14 protein-coding genes are annotated in these 17,081 nt (G+C 71.4%); 5 read left to right on the top strand and 9 right to left on the bottom strand.

Annotated elements, in window-relative coordinates:
* The first annotated feature begins 104 nt into the window (after nucleotides 1-104).
* Complete coding sequence (locus ACQEU8_RS04030) at nucleotides 105-1,421, top strand: RICIN domain-containing protein (RefSeq protein ID WP_433096852.1); 1,317 nt, start codon at nucleotides 105-107, stop codon at nucleotides 1,419-1,421.
* A 20-nt stretch (nucleotides 1,422-1,441) separates the two neighbouring features.
* Here ACQEU8_RS04030 and ACQEU8_RS04025 read toward each other — a convergent pair whose 3' ends face one another.
* On the bottom strand, nucleotides 1,442-4,330 hold the full coding sequence (locus ACQEU8_RS04025; RefSeq protein ID WP_433096850.1) for an AfsR/SARP family transcriptional regulator: 2,889 nt from the start codon (nucleotides 4,328-4,330) through the stop codon (nucleotides 1,442-1,444).
* A 171-nt stretch (nucleotides 4,331-4,501) separates the two neighbouring features.
* Here ACQEU8_RS04025 and ACQEU8_RS04020 point away from each other — a divergent pair, with 171 nt between their 5' ends.
* A complete protein-coding gene (locus ACQEU8_RS04020) occupies nucleotides 4,502-5,713 on the top strand; it encodes a DUF418 domain-containing protein (protein WP_433096848.1) in 1,212 nt (403 codons plus the stop codon).
* Between the two features lie 27 nt (nucleotides 5,714-5,740).
* Here the strand turns inward: ACQEU8_RS04020 and ACQEU8_RS04015 are convergent, their stop codons facing one another.
* The 8 genes from ACQEU8_RS04015 to ACQEU8_RS03980 form a co-directional block, all read right to left on the bottom strand.
* Nucleotides 5,741-7,606, bottom strand: coding sequence for a TraM recognition domain-containing protein (locus ACQEU8_RS04015; protein ID WP_433096846.1), 1,866 nt, complete (start codon nucleotides 7,604-7,606; stop codon nucleotides 5,741-5,743).
* A gap of 6 nt (nucleotides 7,607-7,612) precedes the next feature.
* A complete protein-coding gene (locus ACQEU8_RS04010) occupies nucleotides 7,613-9,055 on the bottom strand; it encodes an ATP/GTP-binding protein (protein WP_433102127.1) in 1,443 nt (480 codons plus the stop codon).
* A 59-nt stretch (nucleotides 9,056-9,114) separates the two neighbouring features.
* Nucleotides 9,115-10,611, bottom strand: coding sequence for an SCO6880 family protein (locus ACQEU8_RS04005; RefSeq protein ID WP_433096844.1), 1,497 nt, complete (start codon nucleotides 10,609-10,611; stop codon nucleotides 9,115-9,117).
* A 77-nt stretch (nucleotides 10,612-10,688) separates the two neighbouring features.
* Complete coding sequence (locus tag ACQEU8_RS04000) at nucleotides 10,689-11,978, bottom strand: hypothetical protein (protein WP_433096842.1); 1,290 nt, start codon at nucleotides 11,976-11,978, stop codon at nucleotides 10,689-10,691.
* A gap of 1 nt (nucleotide 11,979) precedes the next feature.
* Complete coding sequence (locus ACQEU8_RS03995) at nucleotides 11,980-12,774, bottom strand: hypothetical protein (RefSeq protein ID WP_433096840.1); 795 nt, start codon at nucleotides 12,772-12,774, stop codon at nucleotides 11,980-11,982.
* A gap of 2 nt (nucleotides 12,775-12,776) precedes the next feature.
* Entirely contained in the window at nucleotides 12,777-13,109 is a 333-nt protein-coding gene (locus ACQEU8_RS03990) for a hypothetical protein (protein WP_433096838.1), read from the bottom strand.
* Nucleotides 13,110-13,183: 74 nt separating this feature from the next.
* Nucleotides 13,184-13,480, bottom strand: coding sequence for a hypothetical protein (locus ACQEU8_RS03985; protein WP_433096836.1), 297 nt, complete (start codon nucleotides 13,478-13,480; stop codon nucleotides 13,184-13,186).
* Nucleotides 13,477-14,034 carry a DUF6668 family protein gene (locus ACQEU8_RS03980; protein WP_433096834.1) on the bottom strand — a complete coding sequence of 186 codons (558 nt, stop codon included), beginning with the start codon at nucleotides 14,032-14,034 and terminating at the stop codon, nucleotides 13,477-13,479. Before ACQEU8_RS03980 ends, ACQEU8_RS03985 begins: the two co-directional genes overlap by 4 nt.
* A 373-nt stretch (nucleotides 14,035-14,407) precedes the next feature.
* Between ACQEU8_RS03980 and ACQEU8_RS03975 the strand changes: the two genes are divergently transcribed.
* The 3 genes from ACQEU8_RS03975 to ACQEU8_RS03965 all read left to right on the top strand — a co-directional run bounded on the left by ACQEU8_RS03975 (nucleotide 14,408) and on the right by ACQEU8_RS03965 (nucleotide 17,080).
* Complete coding sequence (locus ACQEU8_RS03975) at nucleotides 14,408-15,217, top strand: transglycosylase SLT domain-containing protein (protein ID WP_433096832.1); 810 nt, start codon at nucleotides 14,408-14,410, stop codon at nucleotides 15,215-15,217.
* Nucleotides 15,218-15,224: 7 nt separating this feature from the next.
* On the top strand, nucleotides 15,225-16,205 hold the full coding sequence (locus tag ACQEU8_RS03970; protein WP_433096830.1) for a hypothetical protein: 981 nt from the start codon (nucleotides 15,225-15,227) through the stop codon (nucleotides 16,203-16,205).
* 284 nt (nucleotides 16,206-16,489) lie between these two features.
* Nucleotides 16,490-17,080 carry a sigma-70 family RNA polymerase sigma factor gene (locus ACQEU8_RS03965; RefSeq protein ID WP_433096828.1) on the top strand — a complete coding sequence of 197 codons (591 nt, stop codon included), beginning with the start codon at nucleotides 16,490-16,492 and terminating at the stop codon, nucleotides 17,078-17,080.
* Nucleotide 17,081 lies beyond the last annotated feature (1 nt).

Here is a 17,081-nt window from a genome sequence, read left to right as displayed (position 1 = left end):
CCCGCGACCAGTTCCTTGGGGCTGTGGCACTGAACCGATGCGGCCCATGGGCCGTTTCGACGCGTGAGTTCCATGCAAACGAAGGCGTCAGGGAGTGGATCCACATGAGCGAGAGCGGAGAAGCACAGCCGACAGGGGCGCGGGCACGACCGTACGCGCCTTTCCAGGTGATCATCGCGGACGGCGCCGCCACCATTGACGGAGAGCCTGTCCCGGTGCTGGGCGACCAGCCGCTCGACGCCGCGATCCTCGACACGCTGCAGGGGTTCGCGCGGGTCCGGGACGACGTGGTGACGGCGGCCATCTCCAACCCGGCCACGGGTTACGCGGTACGGGTCGAGGTCGGTCCCGACGGTTCCAGCCGGGTCCTGGAGCAGGACACCGGGTCGGCGGCCACCGGCGGGGCGACAGCTGCGGAAGCCGAGACGCCCCGAGGCGGTGTCGGCGGCGGGCCCGACCTGCCGTCCGGGGCAACCGGGCGGACGGGCCCGCCGGGTCAGGAGGCGGCCGGACAGCAGGCCGGCACCGCGTCCATCCCACGCCCCTCGATCCCGCGCCCGTCGGTTCGCCGTCCGACGATCACCCGTCGCCCGCCCGGCGGCGGAGGGACGACACGCGGGTCGGACGAGGAGTTCGAGCCCGGCGGCATGCTGAAGCGGCCGTGGGTCGTCGTCGCGGCGGGCGTGGCAGTGGCGGTGCTCGTCACCACGCCGCTCATGCTGGTCGGTTCCCAGGGGGGCGAGGGGGAACAGAAGAGCGTGGCCGACAAGAAGAAGGACGAGCGGCGCGACAAGCCCACGAAGCTCCGTCCGTCCCGCCCTCCGTTCCCCTCCGGGAGTGCCTCAGGGTCCCCCTCGAAGAAGCCGTCCAAGAAGCCCTCTTCCAGTCCCTCACCCGGCGAGCCGAAGCCGTCCGCCACCCGCCCCGGCAGTCCCGACAAGCCCGCCCGGGGTCAGCCGAAGGCCACGATTCCCTCCGGCGCTGTCAACGTGGTGAGCGAGCGCACCGACCAGTGTCTGGACATCCCCGGCATCGGCAAGGGCCGACCGACCACCCCGGTCCGTACGGGCGCGTGCGACACCATCGGCAACGGCAACCAGCGGTGGAGCCTGGACCGCCGCGGGGACGGCACCGGACCCGGGGGCGTCGACCTCTATCTGATCCGCAACGTCAAGGACGACCTCTGCCTGGACGTGGCCGGTTACGGTCCGGCGCCGGCCACCACTGAGGCTGCCGAGTTCAACTGCCGTGCCATTGCCGACAACCAGCTGTGGTGGTTCGACGAGCGGCCGGGCGGCACGTTCTGGATCCGCAATCACGTCAGCGGCGACCTCTGCCTCGACGCCTCGACGGAGGACGACCAGTTGGCGATCGTCGGCTGCGAGGGCGAGGAGCACCAGTGGCGCCTGCGGAAGCCGTGAGGCCGACGCGCCGGCCGGGCTCAGCCGCCGCGGGCGTCGTCCAGCGCGCTGAGCTTGTCGCGGATCTCCACCGCGTCGGGGTGGCTGAACTCCTCCAGCGTCTTGAGCGCCTGGCCCCAGTCGGTGCGCGCCGCGTCCGGTTCGCCCATGGCCAGCCGGACGTCGGCGAGGTGGTCGAGGGTCTGCGCCACGCCCACCTCGTTGCCCACGTCCCGGTGTGTCCTGAGCGCCCGCTCGTAGTAGCCGATGGCGTCGGTGTGGCGCTCGAGCCGATGGCAGACGGTGCCGAGGTGGTCCAGCGTGCCTCCCTCGACCCAGCGGTTGTCGCTGGCGCGCTGGACCACCAGCCCCTGCTCCAGGTAGTCGCGGGCCTCCTCGAGCCGGCCGAGCCGCAGACACGCCTCGCCCAGGTTGTGCAAGGCGACGCCCTCACCCCATGTGTCGCCGCGGGCGCGCTCGTCCGCGAGCGCCGAATGGATGTGATCGAGTGCTTCCTCGAACCGCCCGGCCCGCAGATAGAGGTCGCCGAAGTTGGCCTTGACCCGGAGCACGCCGTAGTCGTCCCCGAGTTCCTGCCAGATCGGCAGCGCCTCCTCATACGCGGCGATGGCCTCGACGAAATTGCCCGCCACGGTGAGGGCGTTGGCGAGGTTGGTGAGGCTTTCCGCCTCCCCCTGCCGATCGAGGGCGCTGCGGGCCGCGTCCCGGCTCGCGCAGGTGGTGGCGATCCAGTCGTAGGCGTGGTTGCGCAGGTAGAAGAAGCCCCACAGTGCCGCGGTCAGCCGCCACGCGAGGCCGGGGTGGCCGTACGTGGCCGCGTGGCGGATCGCGGCGACGAGGTTGGGGCGCTCGGTCGTGCACCAGTCCAGCGCGTGGTCGTAGGCGGTGAATTCCAGAGGCCGGCAGTCGGCGGGCGGTGGGGGGAGAGGGACGCGCGGGCGCTGGGGGGTGATCAGCTGGGAGGCGGCGTCCGCGGTGTGCAGATACCAGGTGAGGACCTGCTCGACAGCGCGGTCGCGGTGCGCGGCGGCCTCCTCGGCGTCGGCGCACTCGGCGGCGTAGACCCTCACCAGATCGTGAAAGACGTAGCGGCCGGGGAAGTGTTCGGTGAGCAGGTGGGCATGGGTGAGTTCGCCGAGCAGTCCGCGGGTCTCGCGGACGCCGAGCCCCGCCAGTGCCGCCGCGGCGGGTGCCGAGACGTCCGGTCCGGGGTGGGTCGCCAAGAGTCGGAAGAGCCGCGCCGCGGGGGCGGACAGCGCGTGATACGACCAGGAGAACACCGCCCGCACATCCGTGCCGATGTCCCCGCTCGCGAAGGCGTCCAGGCTGCCGTGGCTGTCGCGGAGTTCGTCGGCGATGGCGCGGAGCGGGAAGCTGGGGTGGGTGGTGGCACGGACGGCGACGATGGCCAGGGCCAGCGGCAGCCGGGCGCAGCGAGTGACGAGGTCGTCCGCCGCCTCCGGTTCCGCCACCAGCCGCTCGGCCCCGATACGGGAGGCCAGGAACTCCCGCGCCTCGGCGTGCGAGAGCGGGCTCAGCGTCAGCGGCCGCGCCCCGTCGTTCGCGATCAGGCCGCTGAGCCGGTTACGGCTGGTGACGATGGCCAGGCAGCCGGGACCGGTGGGCAGCAGCGGACGGACCTGCTCGGTGTCCCGGGCGTTGTCCAGCAGGACCAGCACGCGCCGGTCGGCGAGCATGCTGCGGTACAGCGCGATGCGTGCGTCCGTCCGGCTGGGCATCTGCTCCGGAGAAACGCCGAGCGCCTCCAGGAAGGTGTGCACGGCCTCGTCCGGAAGCATGGCCGAGCCGGTGGGGGAGAAACCGCGGAGATTGACGTACAGCTGGCCGTCGGGGAAGCGGTGGGCGATCTCGTGGGCCCAGCGCACCGCCAAGGTGGTCTTGCCGACCCCCGCCATGCCGCCGATCGCGCTGATCACCACGGCGGCCGGGTACTGCCCTTCGGACGGCAGCAGGGCGTGGCTCCGGGCGAGTTCGGAGTCCCGGCCGGTGAAGACCGTCAGATCGGCGGGGAGCTGTGCCGGGCGGACGGCGGACGGCGCGGGCGGGTGGGGCGCGGGCGATGTGGCGGCGGGTGTGGGCCGCTGGGCGGGCTCCGCCGGGTCGGGGGGCGACAGCGACGGCTCGCCGTTCAGGATCCGGCTGTGCAGGTCCGCGAGCGAGGGGCCCGGCTCGACGCCCAGCTCCGCCACCAGGGTGTCCCGCACCTTGCGGTAGGCCGTCAGCGCCTCGGCCTGCCGCCCGGACCGGTACAGCGCCAGCATGAGCAGCTCGGACAGCCGCTCGCGCAGCGGATACTCGTCGGCCAGTGAGCGCAGTTCGGCGCATATCCCCTCGTGGCGCCCGAGCCGCAGGTCGATCTCCAGTCGGGTTTCGAGCGCGGTCAGCCGCAGTTCGTCGAGCCGGTACCGCTCGGATTCGGCCAGCGGTCCGGGGAGTCCCGCCAGCGGCGTGCCGTCCCACAACTCCAGTGCTGCATGGAGCAGTTCCGCCGCCGCGCCGAAGTCGCCCGCGGTGTGGAGCTTCTTCGCCTCGGCCATGCGCCGCTCGAAGACGCCCAGGTCGAGGGCGTCTTCGGGGATGCGGATGCGATAGCCGCCCGCTGCCGAGGCGATCACCCGCGGAGCCTCGCCCGCGTCCCGGCCCGGCTCCAGCGCCTTGCGCAGCCGCGAGATGTACGTACGCAGTACGGTCAGCGCACCCGTCGGCGGTTCCTGGCCCCAGAGCGCGTCGATGAGGTCATCGGTTGTGGCGGGGCGTCCGCGTCGCAGCAGCAGTGCCGCCAGCACTGCTCGCTGCTGAGGGGGTCCGAGCGGGAGTTCCTGTTCCGCGCGCCATGCCTGGACAGGCCCGAGAACGGCGAAACGCAGTGCCTTCTGACTCACGTTCACGTGTGCGACGTTACCGCAAACAAGGGTAGTTCGGAATTCAATCAATCGAGCTCTTGTGAAAGGAACTTGCGGAATCGTGAACCCCTTCGGCCCGCGTCCCGTGGTGGCCCGCGACGTACAGGCGCACGGCAACCGACGTACCGGCGCAAGGCACCACGGAGGGGCACGGCATTGTCCGCGAACGAGGGAACGGGTGCGGCCACCAAGGGCGTCGGACGGGCGGCCGACCGGGCCGCGCCACCGCGGCGTATCAGGGACGTCGACGCCCTGCGTGGCTTCGCGCTGCTGGGCATCCTGCTGGTCAACGTCCAGGTCATGGCCGGTCCGTACGCGGACCTCGGCGCGCGGCCCGGCGCGTCGTCCGCTGACACGGCGGTCGCCTGGCTCGTCACGGCGCTGGTCAGCGGAAAGTTTTACCTACTCTTCTCGTTTCTGTTCGGGTACAGCTTTACGCTGCAAGCGCGGTCGGCCGCGCGCGAGGGGGTGGCGTTCGGCCCGCGGCATCTGCGGCGGCTGCTGTGCCTGTTCGCCCTCGGCCTGGCGCACGCCGTGCTGCTGTTCCCGGGCGACATCCTGATGACCTACGCGGTGCTGGGCCTCGTCCTGTTCGCCGCCCGCGGGATGGCACCGCGCACCGCGCTGCGGGTGGCGGGTCTGCTGACCGTGGCGCTGGGTGTCCTGCTGCTCGGCAGGGGACTGCTCGCTCTCGTGGCCCCGGCCGGACCCGTCCCGCAGCACTCGGCGGTGGCCCACACCGCGGCCGCCTACCTGGGCGATCCGGCCTCTGTCGTCCAGGCCAACCTGGGGCAGTGGCGCGGGATGCTCGCCGGTGACCTGCTCTTCGCGCCGCACCTGCTGGCGGCCTTTCTGGTGGGCCTGGCCGCGGGCAATCATCAAGTGCTCGCCGATCCGGGCCCGTCCCGCTCGCAGTTGACGCGTCTGCTGCGGTACGGACTGCCGGTGGGCCTGGTCGGCGGGGTGGTCGAGGCGCTGTGCCGCAACGGGCCGTTGGGCGCGCGCTGGAGCGACATCGGCCTGGCCGTCGGAGTGCTCACCGCCCCGGCCCTGGCCGCCGCGTACGCCGGCGGACTCCTGCTGGTGCTGCGCACGGGGCGCGGCGCTGCGCTGCGGATCGGTGACGCGCTGGCCCCGGCCGGCCGGATGGCGCTCACCAACTATCTGACGCAGTCGCTGGCCATGGCGCTGGTGTTCACCGGCTACGGCCTCGGGCTGTACGGCCGTATCGGCGCCGTGGCCGTACTGGCCGGGTGCCTTGCCCTCTACGCGGCACAACTGGCCCTCAGCGGGTGGCTGTTGCGCCGCGTACGGTATGGCCCGGTCGAATGGCTGGTCCACACGGCGACCAGGGGACGCCGCGGCTGACGGTCCGACAGCCGGGCCTCGCGCGCCTCACGGAGCCGTCTCCCTGGGTTCCTTGTGCCACAGCAGCTCGCTGTCCGGGATTCCGGGGATCGCCGTGCCTTCGAGATGCTCCACGCCCGGGGAGGTTCCCGCGCCGTGCGGGCTCTGTGCCCACGCGCGGGAGGCCCGTTCGGTGATCGCGTCCAGCTCGGCCTTGGCGGCGGCCGAGATCGCCGCGGCGCCGGGCTCCTTGAACCACGGCCGGAGCCGGATGAGCGCCGGACGGATACCGGTGGCCAGCAACAGCGCCGTGCCCTTGGGCAGGGCGCGGATCTTGTCCGGGGGCAGCACCGGGTCCAGGCGGTAGGAGACCGAGCGGGAGCCGCCGTCCTTGCTGCGCGAGTAGCTCGGCGTCTTCACATCCCGCTGCCCGACGAGCTTGGAGATCTTGTCCACGAAGTCGGCGTCGTCGAGCCCGGCGCCGAGGAGTTTGACGGTGGCGGCGCTCCACAGCGCGTCCATCCCCGCGTCGCCCCAGACACGCGCGCCCTGGCGGTAACTCTGCAGCAGGGTGACGACGTTGATGCCGCGGGAGCCGAGGTGGCTGTAGAGGTCGGGGAGGTCGGAGATGCGGCAGACGTTGGCTGCCTCGTCCAGCACCGCGGTCATCGGCGGGTCGAGCCGGCCTCCCATCCGTTCGGCGGCGATCACCCCGGCGCGCAGCGTGGCGTCGGCGAGGCCCGCGATGATGCCGGCGGCGGAGCCGCCGCCGTCCTTGGAGAGCAGATAGAGGGTGTCCTGGGTGAGCACGTGCTCATGCGGGCGGAACTCGGGCAGCCGCGGGTCGGGGGCGACCCACGCGGCGATCTCCGGGTCGAGCAGGCAGGCCACGCACTGCCGCGCCGTCTCGTAGATGCCGTCGCGGGTCTCCACCGCGCCGCGCACGGTGCCCTGCAGCTGTTCGGCCATGGCGGGCATGTTCACATCGCGCAGCACATCGACAGGGGTGCGGTCGGCGGGGTCGGCGAGCCAGCCGAGCAGATCCGTCACGGAGCAACGGCCGCGTGCCGCGGCGAGGAACAGCGCCGTGAGCGTGTTCTGGGCCGCGGAGATCCAGAAGTCCTTCTTCGACTGGTCGTCGTTGACGGAGGCGACGAAGTGCCCGGACAGCCGGCGGGCCCCCTCGACGGTGGTGCAGTCGGCCAGCATGTCCCACCACATGTGGCGTGGCGAGTGCGCGATGCCCTGCGGATCGAACGTCCACACCCTGCCGGACTTCTCGCGCTCGGCCCGGGTGACGGCGTAGACGTCGGACTTGTTGGAGGTCAGCAGCACGGCGCCGTTGGCGCGCAGCACCCGGGGGACGGCGATACCCGTGGACTTGCCCGCACGCGGGGCCATCAGGTCCAGCTCGACGTCCTCGAAGGAGGAGCGCAGTTCGGGCCCGCTCGGCTCCAGGTCGCCGAGCAGATTGCCGGTCTCGTCCGGATGCAGCTCGGCACGGCCCTTCAGGGAGGGGCGCAGCTCGCGGGCGCGTGCCGCGATGCCCTTGGGGCCCATGGCGGCCAGCTCCTTCCTCCCGGCCAGGCCCTTGGTCCGGGAGGAGGCCATGCCCAGCACCTTTCGTACGGCGAAGAAGACACCGACGCCGAACGTACCGAGCAGGCCCACGATGCCCGCGTACACAGCGGCGGGCGGTGCGCCGGGCCACATCGTGCCGGTTCCCTCCGAGAACAGGGTGGCGAACACGGTGATGCTGAACGCCGGAGGGTGCCAGCCCGCACCGGCCAGCGCGGCGCCCACCGTGCCGCCGAACCAGACGCCGGCGGACGAGCCGAGGGCAAAGCCCATCGCCGCCACGACGGCCCAGGGCCACAACTCGTGTATGTCCGTGCTCCCCGCGCGCGCATTCATGTGGTCCTACCTCGCTTCCAGTCGCCGCTGCGTCCAGCGGGAGTTGGTGTCGTGCAGCTCGCGCTCGGTGTCGGTGATGTTCACGTTGATCGGGATGCCGGGCCGGCCGCCCACCTTGATCAGGAAGCGGCCCCGGCCCGGGGGCTCCTCGCGCTCGCCGGTCATGGCCCAGCCCGGCGGCGAGGACCAGGAAGAGACCAGGTCGATCTCCCGCTGGGACAGGCCGACGGTCCGGCCCAGCTCCTCCATCTCGTTGCGCGGCAGACCCGCGCACACGACCATGCCCGCGCGCTCCACGAAGCCGCGTGCCTTGGCCCGGTCGGAGTCGGTGCCCAGGGCCTCCGCGTCCTTGAGCGTGTGAGTGATCTTCGCGTCGCCCAGGCCGAGCGTGCGGTTGAGCCGGGTGAGCGCGTCGATACGGTCGACGATGCCCGACGCGGCGCGCAACGGCCGCCAGAGTTCGTCCAGCACCGTGAAGAACCAGCGCCGCGGCGCCAGGCCCTCGTCGGCCAGCGCGTGCGAGGTGGCCACCGAGCCGAGCCCGTCGGACCACGCGGCCAGCATCGCCGCAGCGGTCAACTGGGTGTCCGCCTCTCCGATCCGGGAGATGTCCACACACACGGCCGGAGCGTTCAGATCGATACGGGTGGAGGTCTCGGAGGCGAAGGTGTCGCCCAGCGGCCCGTCCAGGATGCCCAGGAGCGAGCGGTGCAGGGGGTCGATGATGTCCCGGTACCGGGCGTCGTCCCCGCGGTCCAGGGTCACGGCCCTGACCCGGTCGGGGCCCGCGTCGAGCACCTCCAGGACGTCGGGCAGCACCGGCGCCCGGCCCGTCGGCGTCCGGTCGTGCAGATGATGCAGGACGGCCGAGAGCACGGCCTGTTCGTGGTCGTCCATGGGGCGGTTGCGGACGATGGACACCAGCGCGGCGACCATGTTCAGCACCCGCCCGTGCGTCTCGGCCTCCAGCGCCCGGCCCCGCGCCCCGCCGATCTTGGCGGCGGCAGCGCCCATGGCGCCGGGGTCGAGCACGTTGATGCCGCCCGTGCCGCGCCCGATGGAGATCACCTGTCCGCCCAGGGCCCGGACCGTGTCGGCGTAGTCGGGCTTGAGGTCGCCGAGCACCAGCGGCACCACGCCGGTCGCGGCCAGGCCGATCAGCATCCTGTTGACCAGGGTGGACTTCCCCAGCCCCGGCATGCCGAGCATGAACAGCGACGGGTTGGAGATGTAGCGGGCCCGGGTGAACCACGAGATCGGATCCCCGCACACCGCGGCCCCGGTGTGCAGGTGCTGTCCCAGCGGCACGCCCGACATCGGCGCGCCCGAGCCCGCGGCGAACGGCCACAGCCCGCACGCCTGCACCGTCGTGGCCCGCCACATGGTGGGCGGATCCAGGCTGCCGACCTGACCGCCGCCGGGCCCGGGCCAGCCGCGCGAGGAGGGCAGCGGCGCCCTCGATCGCGCGTTCGCCTTGCCGGTGGAACGTCCGTTGCCGCCGCGCGCGCTCACAGCGCCTCCCGGATGTTGCGCGGCACCAGCGTGTGCTCCCAGGGCAGGATGCCGACGGGCAGCGTGCAACTGAAGGCCGCCGCCTGCATCCGGTCGGCCGGGCGCATCGACAGCCGCGAGATGCCCTGGAGGTTGCGGACGGCCGTGTCGGCGTCGTCCAGTTCCTCGTCGGCGTCCACGGTTACCGTCAGCATCATCGAGAACTCCACCAGGCCGGCGCCGGTCGCCTCCTCCTGCGCGGTCTGCTCGGCGGCACGCACCTCCGTGGCCGCCCGTGCCTGGATCATGCCGCGCCGGGAGGTGGCCATGAACTGGGCCGCGCGGCGGTCGGCCTCCACGATGCGCGCCGAGGTGGCCGGATCGATGGGCCGGTAGAGCAGCGCGACCCGCTTGCGGCGGATGCCCGGGGTGACCTCCAGCAGCCCCTGGAGCACGTTGGCCCGCACCGTTCCACGCGGCGCCAGCGTCAGCAGCCAGGTCCGGGAGACCCCGGAGTCGTGGTGGTAGGAGCCCACGTGCTCGACGCAGGCCGTGGGGCCCGCGTCCTCCCACTCCAGTCCGGTGCTGCCGTCCTGGGCACGGAGGGCGAGGACTTCCCCGGCGACTTCGGGGTCGTACGCCACCCGCACGATCTCGGCGACGCGTTCCGCCGACAGCGGGTAGGCGGCCCCGCCGCCCCCTCCCACCAGCCCGGACAGCAGGCCCGGGATGCGGGTCGCCAGGTCGAGGATCATGTCCTCCGGCTTGGTCTTCCGCCCCGCCGGGACGCCGTAGGTGAGCGTGACGTATGTGTGCATCTCGGAGGAGGCCTCCGGGTAGCGTTCGACGACCTCCTCCATCACGGCACGCGCCGCCGCCGGCGCGTCGGGGGAGAGGCGTGGCAGGACCTCGTGGGCGAGCCGGGTGCCCGAGTCGGGCGCCGTCTCGACGATGACGGAGGCGCCCCGCAGGCCCGGTTCATGGGCCAGCCGGGCCAGCCAGCCGCCCCAGGAGGCAACCCAGTTGTCCACCTGGTCGGGGTCGACCAGGGAGCCGCCGTCGGGGTCGCAGCCGAGCACGATGGTGTACAGATTGCGGCTGGGCTGGTGGAGCACGCCGAACTCACGGTCGTAGGCGTCCCTGCCCTCGTACATCTCCAACTGGCTGAGCAGCCCGGGGGGCCGGAACCGTCCGCCGGACCGACGGGAGAGCGGGCCCGAGACGAAGGTGGTCGACCCCTTGGCCTTCCGCCGGATCCAGCCGATCCGCACGGCGAGCAACTGGTAGGCGTTCCGCCCGTCCTGAGTGCGCACCACCAGGGGGACGAGCAGCACGGACAACGGGACCAGCACGATCGCCGCGGCGGTCATCGAGACCAGCGAGGCCAGCAGTGTGATGACGAGTCCGCCGAACACACCGACGGTGCCGAGCAGGCCGAACGACCCGAGCCCCGGCCGCCTCGGCCGACGCCAGTTCCCGTAGGTGGGAGACGACGTGGCGGCTTCGGTTGACATTCTGGAGTTTTCCTTCCGTGTTCCTTGTCCGGGATTCCCCCGGCCGAGCGCGAGACCCCGGCGTAGGGACCGTGGGACTACTGGTTGTGGCCGCGGGACCCGTCGGCGTCGTCCACACCGCCCTTGACGACGCCGCCGATGGCCTTGCCCGCCTTGACGGCTGCTTCGATCGCCGCGCCGACCGGCCCGGCCGCGGCACCCGCGCCCTTCGCGGCGCCGGCGGCTGCTCCCGACCCGCCGGAAGCTCCGGACCCGCCGGCTGCGCCCGCGCCCTGGCCCCCGCTGCCACCCTGACTGCCCGTACCGCCACCGCCCTGGGCGGCGCCGGTGGGTAGGGGCCGGCCAGGCGAACCGGACTGGCCTCCGCCCGACGCCGAATCGGCCGAGGCACCCGCGGGTCCTCTTGGGCCTCCGCTGCCGCCGGCTCCGGAGGCGCTCCCGTTGTTCGACGTGCTCGACACGACCTTCGCACCGGAGGCGAGCGCGCCCCCGACGGCCGAGACGCCCGCGGAGTAGGCCTTTTCGCCGCCGAGCCCCGCGGTGGCGGGGACGACGAGCTTGAGCAGCGCGGGCAGGGCGATGGCCGACAGGAGCATCACGCAGATTCCGGCGATCTTGGCGTGCGCGTTGAGCTCCCCCTCTTCGCCCTCGCCTCCTCCGCCGGCGCCCGTGAGCAGGTCCGAGCCCGCGTAGATGACGAGGCCGGCGGTGGGTTTGTAGAGGAGCCAGGCGATCATCCAGCCGATGTGCTTGCGCCACCAACCGCCTCCCCAGTCGCTCATCGACGCGGCTGCGGCCAGCGGCAGCGTGCCGAACAGCAGGATCATGACGGCGAGCCGCACATAGAGCAGGATCGTGTGTACGAGCGCGGCGATGAGCAGGAGAAGCGCGAGGACCAGGAGGAGAAAGGGCTCGACCCCGGTGGCCGAGCTGCAACCGATCTCGTCCAGCTGCTTGTCCACGGCGCCGACGAACAGATAGTTGGCGTAGTCGTCGCCGACGGCCGCCACGGCGCCCACGATGGCAGTCGATCCGCCGGCGACGACGATGAGGCGCACCAGGCCCCGCATCGCCGTCGTCCCAGGTTCCGCCTTGCGCTCCACAGCCATCTTGATGCTAGCGACGAGCAGGGAGCCCATGGCGACATAGACGACGAGCCACTGCACCTGCTCATTGACTCCCCTGGACAGCTTCGGCGCGAAGGTGGGGATCTCATTGGTCACCGTTCCGAACGCGGCGATCGCCCCGGCCAGAATGGAGTTGGCGATTCCCTTGATGATGGTGCCGACCGGGTCACCCAGGAAGTCGAAGAAACCCTTCGCGACATCCAGCAGCGGATTTCCCGTGCTGCTTTCGCACACTGCCATCTCAGGCCGCCCCCCACCTGATGAATCCGCCGGTGCTCGACGTGGAGGTCGGGGAGGAATAGAGCGCCCCGTTGGCGCGCGGTTGCACCTTCCAGTCGCCGCCGCTCCACCGCAGGGAAACCGTCGTCCCGGTCAGGCTTCCACTCGAGCTCTTCATGATGATCCGGACCGTCGCCGCGTCCCGCGAGAAGGCCTGCACGGTGAAACCGGAGTACACCCCGGCCTCCTGGTTCTCCACCTCCGACTGCGGGATGGAGGACCGTTGGGAGATGAATTCCTCGCGGCCCTCTCCCGCGACGAGCTGCTGCTGGGCGACGGTGCGCCAGTCGGCGCCGCTCATGTGCGTGAGGATGCTGTGCGCCGCCATGACGGCGCCCATGGGAGTCCGGGCGTAACACCACCACACCGGACCACTGACCAGCGTGGGCCCGGCCGAGGGCGAGGTGGGCACCATGGTTCCCTTGAGATTCCGCCACGCCACATCCTTCGGCGCGGACGAGGGGAGCTGTGTGCTCCCCTTGCTCCCGCCGGTCCCGGCCTCGATGCGGCACCCGTCGGGCCGCTCGGCCGCCGAGGCTCCGCGGCCCTTCGGCGCGCCCTTGGACAGCGGCCCTGAGTCGGCTTTCCGGCTCGGAGCCGCCCTTTCGTCCTCGCCGTCTCCCGAACCCGTCAGATACGAGACCGACCCGACGACCAGGGCGGCCGCCAGAAACACCGCCGAGAAGATCCAGCTTCGCTGCTTCCAGTACGGTGAGTCATTCGCCTGGTTCGGCTGGCCGTTCTTGCGCCTGAACACCCTCAGCCGTCCTGATTCTGAGGCTGGTTCTGCGGCTGCTCCTGCGGGGCGGTGCCGCCGTCCGAGAAGAGCCAGTCGGCGAAGGGGCCCGCCGCGGCGATGAGGCAGCAGCCGGCAAGCACCATGCCGAGCCGGCTCATGTGCTCGGAACTCTCGCCGCGCTTCATGGAGATGGTCATCATCACGCCGGTGATGATGATCCCCAGCACACCCGCCGCCGTACCGACCCAGGCGGCCATGCCCAGCATCTGCGTGACCTTCCTGTCGATACCGGCCGGCGCCTGCTTCGTCGGGTCCGGAGCGGCCAGATAGACCTTGAGCATGAGGTCGTTCATTGAAATCTCCTACTGGTGAATAGCCGTAAGCTACTGGTGAATTGCCGTAAGGTGCCGGAAAGTCCCGGCGGAATTCAGGGGTTGTACGGCCCGAACATCTCGACGATGGGTCCGGCGGTCGTGGCGACAATGGACGCGACGACCACGAAGAAGAACCCCCTGAAATACGTCGCCCCTTCGCCCATCTCTCCACGGCGCAACTGGGCGGCCATCTGCATGCCGACGACGATGAGACCGAACACCCCCGCCGCCGAGGCGCCCCAGGCGAGAAGGCCGAGCAGGCCGTCCGCCTCGACAGTCGGTTTGTACGGTGCGAGACCGGCGGCGACCAGGAGAGCGGACCCGTGACTCAAGGAATCCAAGGCGGTCATCGTGTGGCTCCCCACTTTCGTGGCGGACCGTCGGGCACGGTCCCGGCCAGCTCGGCGAGGGCGCGCACGGCCTTCGGCGGCTTCCCCTCCCGTTTCTCCCCCCGCCACGCCGGAACCCAGGGCACACGGTGCACCTCGGCGACGGACCGCAGTACCCGGATGCGCTGACCGAGCTGGAAGGGCAGCCGCCCGGGCGCGTCGGCGACCAGGACCAGGGCGAGCAGTTCCACCCCGCCGGGGGGCGTTCCCTCATTCAGGGCCTCCAGTGCCCGGGACGCCGCCCGTAGCCCGGTGCCGTGCGTCCGCGCCACCAACAGCACGTGCCGCGGTTCGCCTTGGGCCGGATCGGGCCATCGGCGTTCCAGGTCCATGCCGCCCACCAGCTCGGCGAGCGTGCTGGTGCCCGCTCCGCCGTGCGCGCCGACCCAGGCGACCGAGCCGCCGCCGTGCTCCGGGGGATTCGCGCGTTCCGGGGTTCCCCCAAGGAGCGCGTGCGCCGGGGGCCGGGCCAACTGGAGCGTGTCGGACGGATCCGGCGGCGCTGCCTGGAGCACCGGACCCGATGACTCCGTCGGTTGGTTCGGTGTCCCGGCCGGCCTGGGCGCGGTCGGGCCACGAACCCACATCTTCGGACCGGCGGACGCCGGTGAAGGGACGCTCATGAGCGTCCAGCCCCCCTCCTCGCGATTCGTGAACTCCTGTGCCTCTGCGGCGCCGCTGCGCTCCCACAGTCCGAACCAGGACGAGACCAAGGTGAATTGAACCGATGTGCCCCTGTCCCCGTTCGGACCAGCAAGCGCTGTGCGTCCCGCTGGAGGGCCACAACGGGACCGCCGCCGAAGCGGTTCACGCCATTCGTCAACCCGTTGTCATCGCGGCGCGGAGAGAGCCGGCCGGCAACCGGCCGGGGGAAAGGAACGGACTCGCATGAGTGAGGGTGAAGGATCGTCGGGCAGCACGGTCCCGGTGCTGGCGGCGGCGGGGGGCTGCCTCGGGTTCATGGCGATACTCGGCACGAGTGTCGCCGGCGTCGTCGTGACGACCATCTTCGGCGGGCTCGGCGTCCTGTTCTCCCCGATCATCGCCATCATCCTCTTCTTCGGCGGTGGTGGAGACGACGGCAGCGACGAGGTACCGGAGATCGACACTGATGAGGTCGCCGCGTCGGTGCAAGGCGACGGCAAAGGGAAACTGGACACTGCCACCGTCCCCGATGACCTGGCGGAGACCATCGAGGAAGCCGGGGGCATCTGCGACGCCATCGGCCCGGTCGTCATCGCCGCACAGATCGAGCGGGAGTCCTCCTTCAACAAGGACATGAAGAGCCCCGACGGGAAGATCGGCATCTCGCAGCTCCCGCCCGACAAGTTCGAGGAGTTCGGCGAGGACGAGGACGACAACGACGAAACCTCCGCAACCGATGCCGAGGACTCGATCATGGCCCAGGGCCGGTACCTCTGCTCGCTCGCCGAGAGCGTCAAACCGCTCGTCGACAGCGGTCAGGTACCGGAAGGACAGGGCGTCCTCGACCTGACCCTCGCCGCTTACCACTCGGGACTGGACGCGGTACGGGGCGCCAAGGGCATCCCCAAGGACAACGGCGCCCAGAACTACGTCATCGGCATCCGGTCGCTGTTCCCCCGGTTCGAGGGTATCGGCGGCTCGGTGGCGCCTTCGGAATTCCCGTCCTACCCGAGCGGATCCGCAACCCCCGAACCAGACCAGAGCGGAGGGTGAGCACCGCATGCTCCTCAACCGAACACGCCGGGACCGGCCAGGGGCCGACGACGTATCACCGCAGCTGCCGGAGTCGCCGCAGCTGCCCGAGTCGCCGCAGCTGTCGGAGTCACCGCAGCCGGTGCTGCCGGCGCAGCCGCCGGAGTCGTCGCCGCTACTCAGCCGCCCGTACGTCGTCATCACCCGCAACGGCGCTGTGGCGTTGAACGGCGAGCGCCTCCCGGTACCGGAAGGCGAGCCGCTGCACGCCGTGGCACTCGATGCCCTGCACAGGGCCGCGCGGGCCGGCGGCGAACCCGTCGACGCCACCGTCCTCGACCTTCGGGGCAGCGGCTACACGACCCGCGTCCAGGTCGCCCCCGACGGCTCCAGCCGCGTCCACCAGCCCGAAGACACCGTGCCACCGCCGGCCCCGGACGAGACTGCTCCGACCACGCCCCCGACCCCAACCCCAACCCCGGCCCCGACCCAAACCGCTCCGGAGGCGCCCGTCTCCAGCACGCCTGCGCGCCGCCGGCCGGCGGAGGACACCACCGGGCCGACCGTGCCCGGCGAACTTCAGGAAGCCGTCTCCCACGTCAACCGGGCCGCCGCCCGCGGTGAGTCGCAGCACGCCATGGTGCTCGCCCTGCGCCTGCGGGAGCACATCGTGAGCCGCTACGGCGAGGCGCACCCCTACGCCGTGGCATCCCGCGATCTGGAGGCGTACGTCGCCCACCTCGGTGGAAACCACGCCGCCGCCACCGCGGCCTACCTCGAGCTGGCTCGCGTCTGCCACCAGCAGGGCGACGCTCGCGCGTCCGGGTACGTGCGGCGTGCCGCCGTCAACTGGTGGCAGCTCACCGACCCGCGGCAACTCCGCACCCACGGACGGGCCCTGCTCGACACCTGGTCCGCGGTCGCCGCCGAGGCCGACCCAGAAACCGGCGACGCGGCCCTGCCGAGCCGCGTCAAGCGGAGGCTGGAAGCCCTCCTGGACGCTTCCTGAACCGCGCTCCCTCGCTCTGACCAGCAGGATCTACAACGCATTGACGGCCGCTCAGAGCGGATGCGACCCCCGCGGGCACCGCCGGAGCAGGGCCCCCACCAGCGCAAATGCCCGGCCGGGGACCGCTTCGCCCCACCCGCGGGGGCCCGCATCGCCGTCCCATCCGCCGTCAACGTCGTGTGGTTCTCCCTTCACCAGACTCCGACTCCCACGGGACCCGCCTTGAACGTCCCGAGGCCGACCCGCCGCGTGGCGCGGAGAAAAGAACGAGGGGGAAATCCATCATGAGCTGGACTCTGTTGGGATCTGCCGACGCCGACAGCGACCAGGAACGGGCGACACGTCTGCTCTACGAGGAGTACGCACAGCCGTTGTTCGGCTACGTGCTCCAGTTCCTGGGCGGTGACCGGCAGCGGGCCGAGGACGTGGTGCAGGAGACACTGCTGCGCTGCTGGCGCCACCAGCAACTGGCGGTGTCCGTTCCCCAGCAGAATCTGCGACCGTGGTTGTTCAAGGTCGCTCGCCGCATCGTCATCGACGAATACCGCTCGCGCCAGGCGCGCCCGAAGGAAGTGAACGGCTCGGGCTGGCTGGACGAAGCACTGTCCGACTCCGATGACGTCGACCAGTTGGTGTCCTCGCTGCTGTTGGCCGAGGCGTTCGAGAAACTGTCGCCCGTGCATCGGGAGGTGTTGTACGAAACGTACTTCACCGGCAGGTCGACACGTGAGGTCTCCGCCGTGCTCGGCATACCGCAGGGCACCGTGAAGTCGCGTCTGTACCACGCGGTGCGAAAGCTGCGCTCGGCACTGGGCGTTTCCGAGCCGACGGCTTCCGTGCTCGGCACCGAGCGGGAAACGGTCGGCAGTCGCTGAG

Source organism: Streptomyces sp. CA-250714, assembly GCF_050936705.1.
GTDB lineage: Bacteria > Actinomycetota > Actinomycetes > Streptomycetales > Streptomycetaceae > Streptomyces.
The sequence above is the reverse complement of the archived record's forward strand: the minus strand, read 5'-3'. Positions and strand labels throughout refer to the sequence as shown.

Bases quoted from the DNA above. Each gene is read 5' to 3' on its own strand.
- ACQEU8_RS04030 (WP_433096852.1), top strand. From the start codon at position 105: ATGAGCGAGAGCGGAGAAGCACAGCCGACAGGGGCGCGGGCACGACCG.
- ACQEU8_RS04015 (WP_433096846.1), bottom strand. From the start codon at position 7,606: ATGAATGCGCGCGCGGGGAGCACGGACATACACGAGTTGTGGCCCTGG.
- ACQEU8_RS04005 (WP_433096844.1), bottom strand. From the start codon at position 10,611: ATGTCAACCGAAGCCGCCACGTCGTCTCCCACCTACGGGAACTGGCGT.
- ACQEU8_RS04000 (WP_433096842.1), bottom strand. From the start codon at position 11,978: ATGGCAGTGTGCGAAAGCAGCACGGGAAATCCGCTGCTGGATGTCGCG.
- ACQEU8_RS03990 (WP_433096838.1), bottom strand. From the start codon at position 13,109: ATGAACGACCTCATGCTCAAGGTCTATCTGGCCGCTCCGGACCCGACG.
- ACQEU8_RS03985 (WP_433096836.1), bottom strand. From the start codon at position 13,480: ATGACCGCCTTGGATTCCTTGAGTCACGGGTCCGCTCTCCTGGTCGCC.
- ACQEU8_RS03975 (WP_433096832.1), top strand. From the start codon at position 14,408: ATGAGTGAGGGTGAAGGATCGTCGGGCAGCACGGTCCCGGTGCTGGCG.
- ACQEU8_RS03970 (WP_433096830.1), top strand. From the start codon at position 15,225: ATGCTCCTCAACCGAACACGCCGGGACCGGCCAGGGGCCGACGACGTA.
- ACQEU8_RS03965 (WP_433096828.1), top strand. From the start codon at position 16,490: ATGAGCTGGACTCTGTTGGGATCTGCCGACGCCGACAGCGACCAGGAA.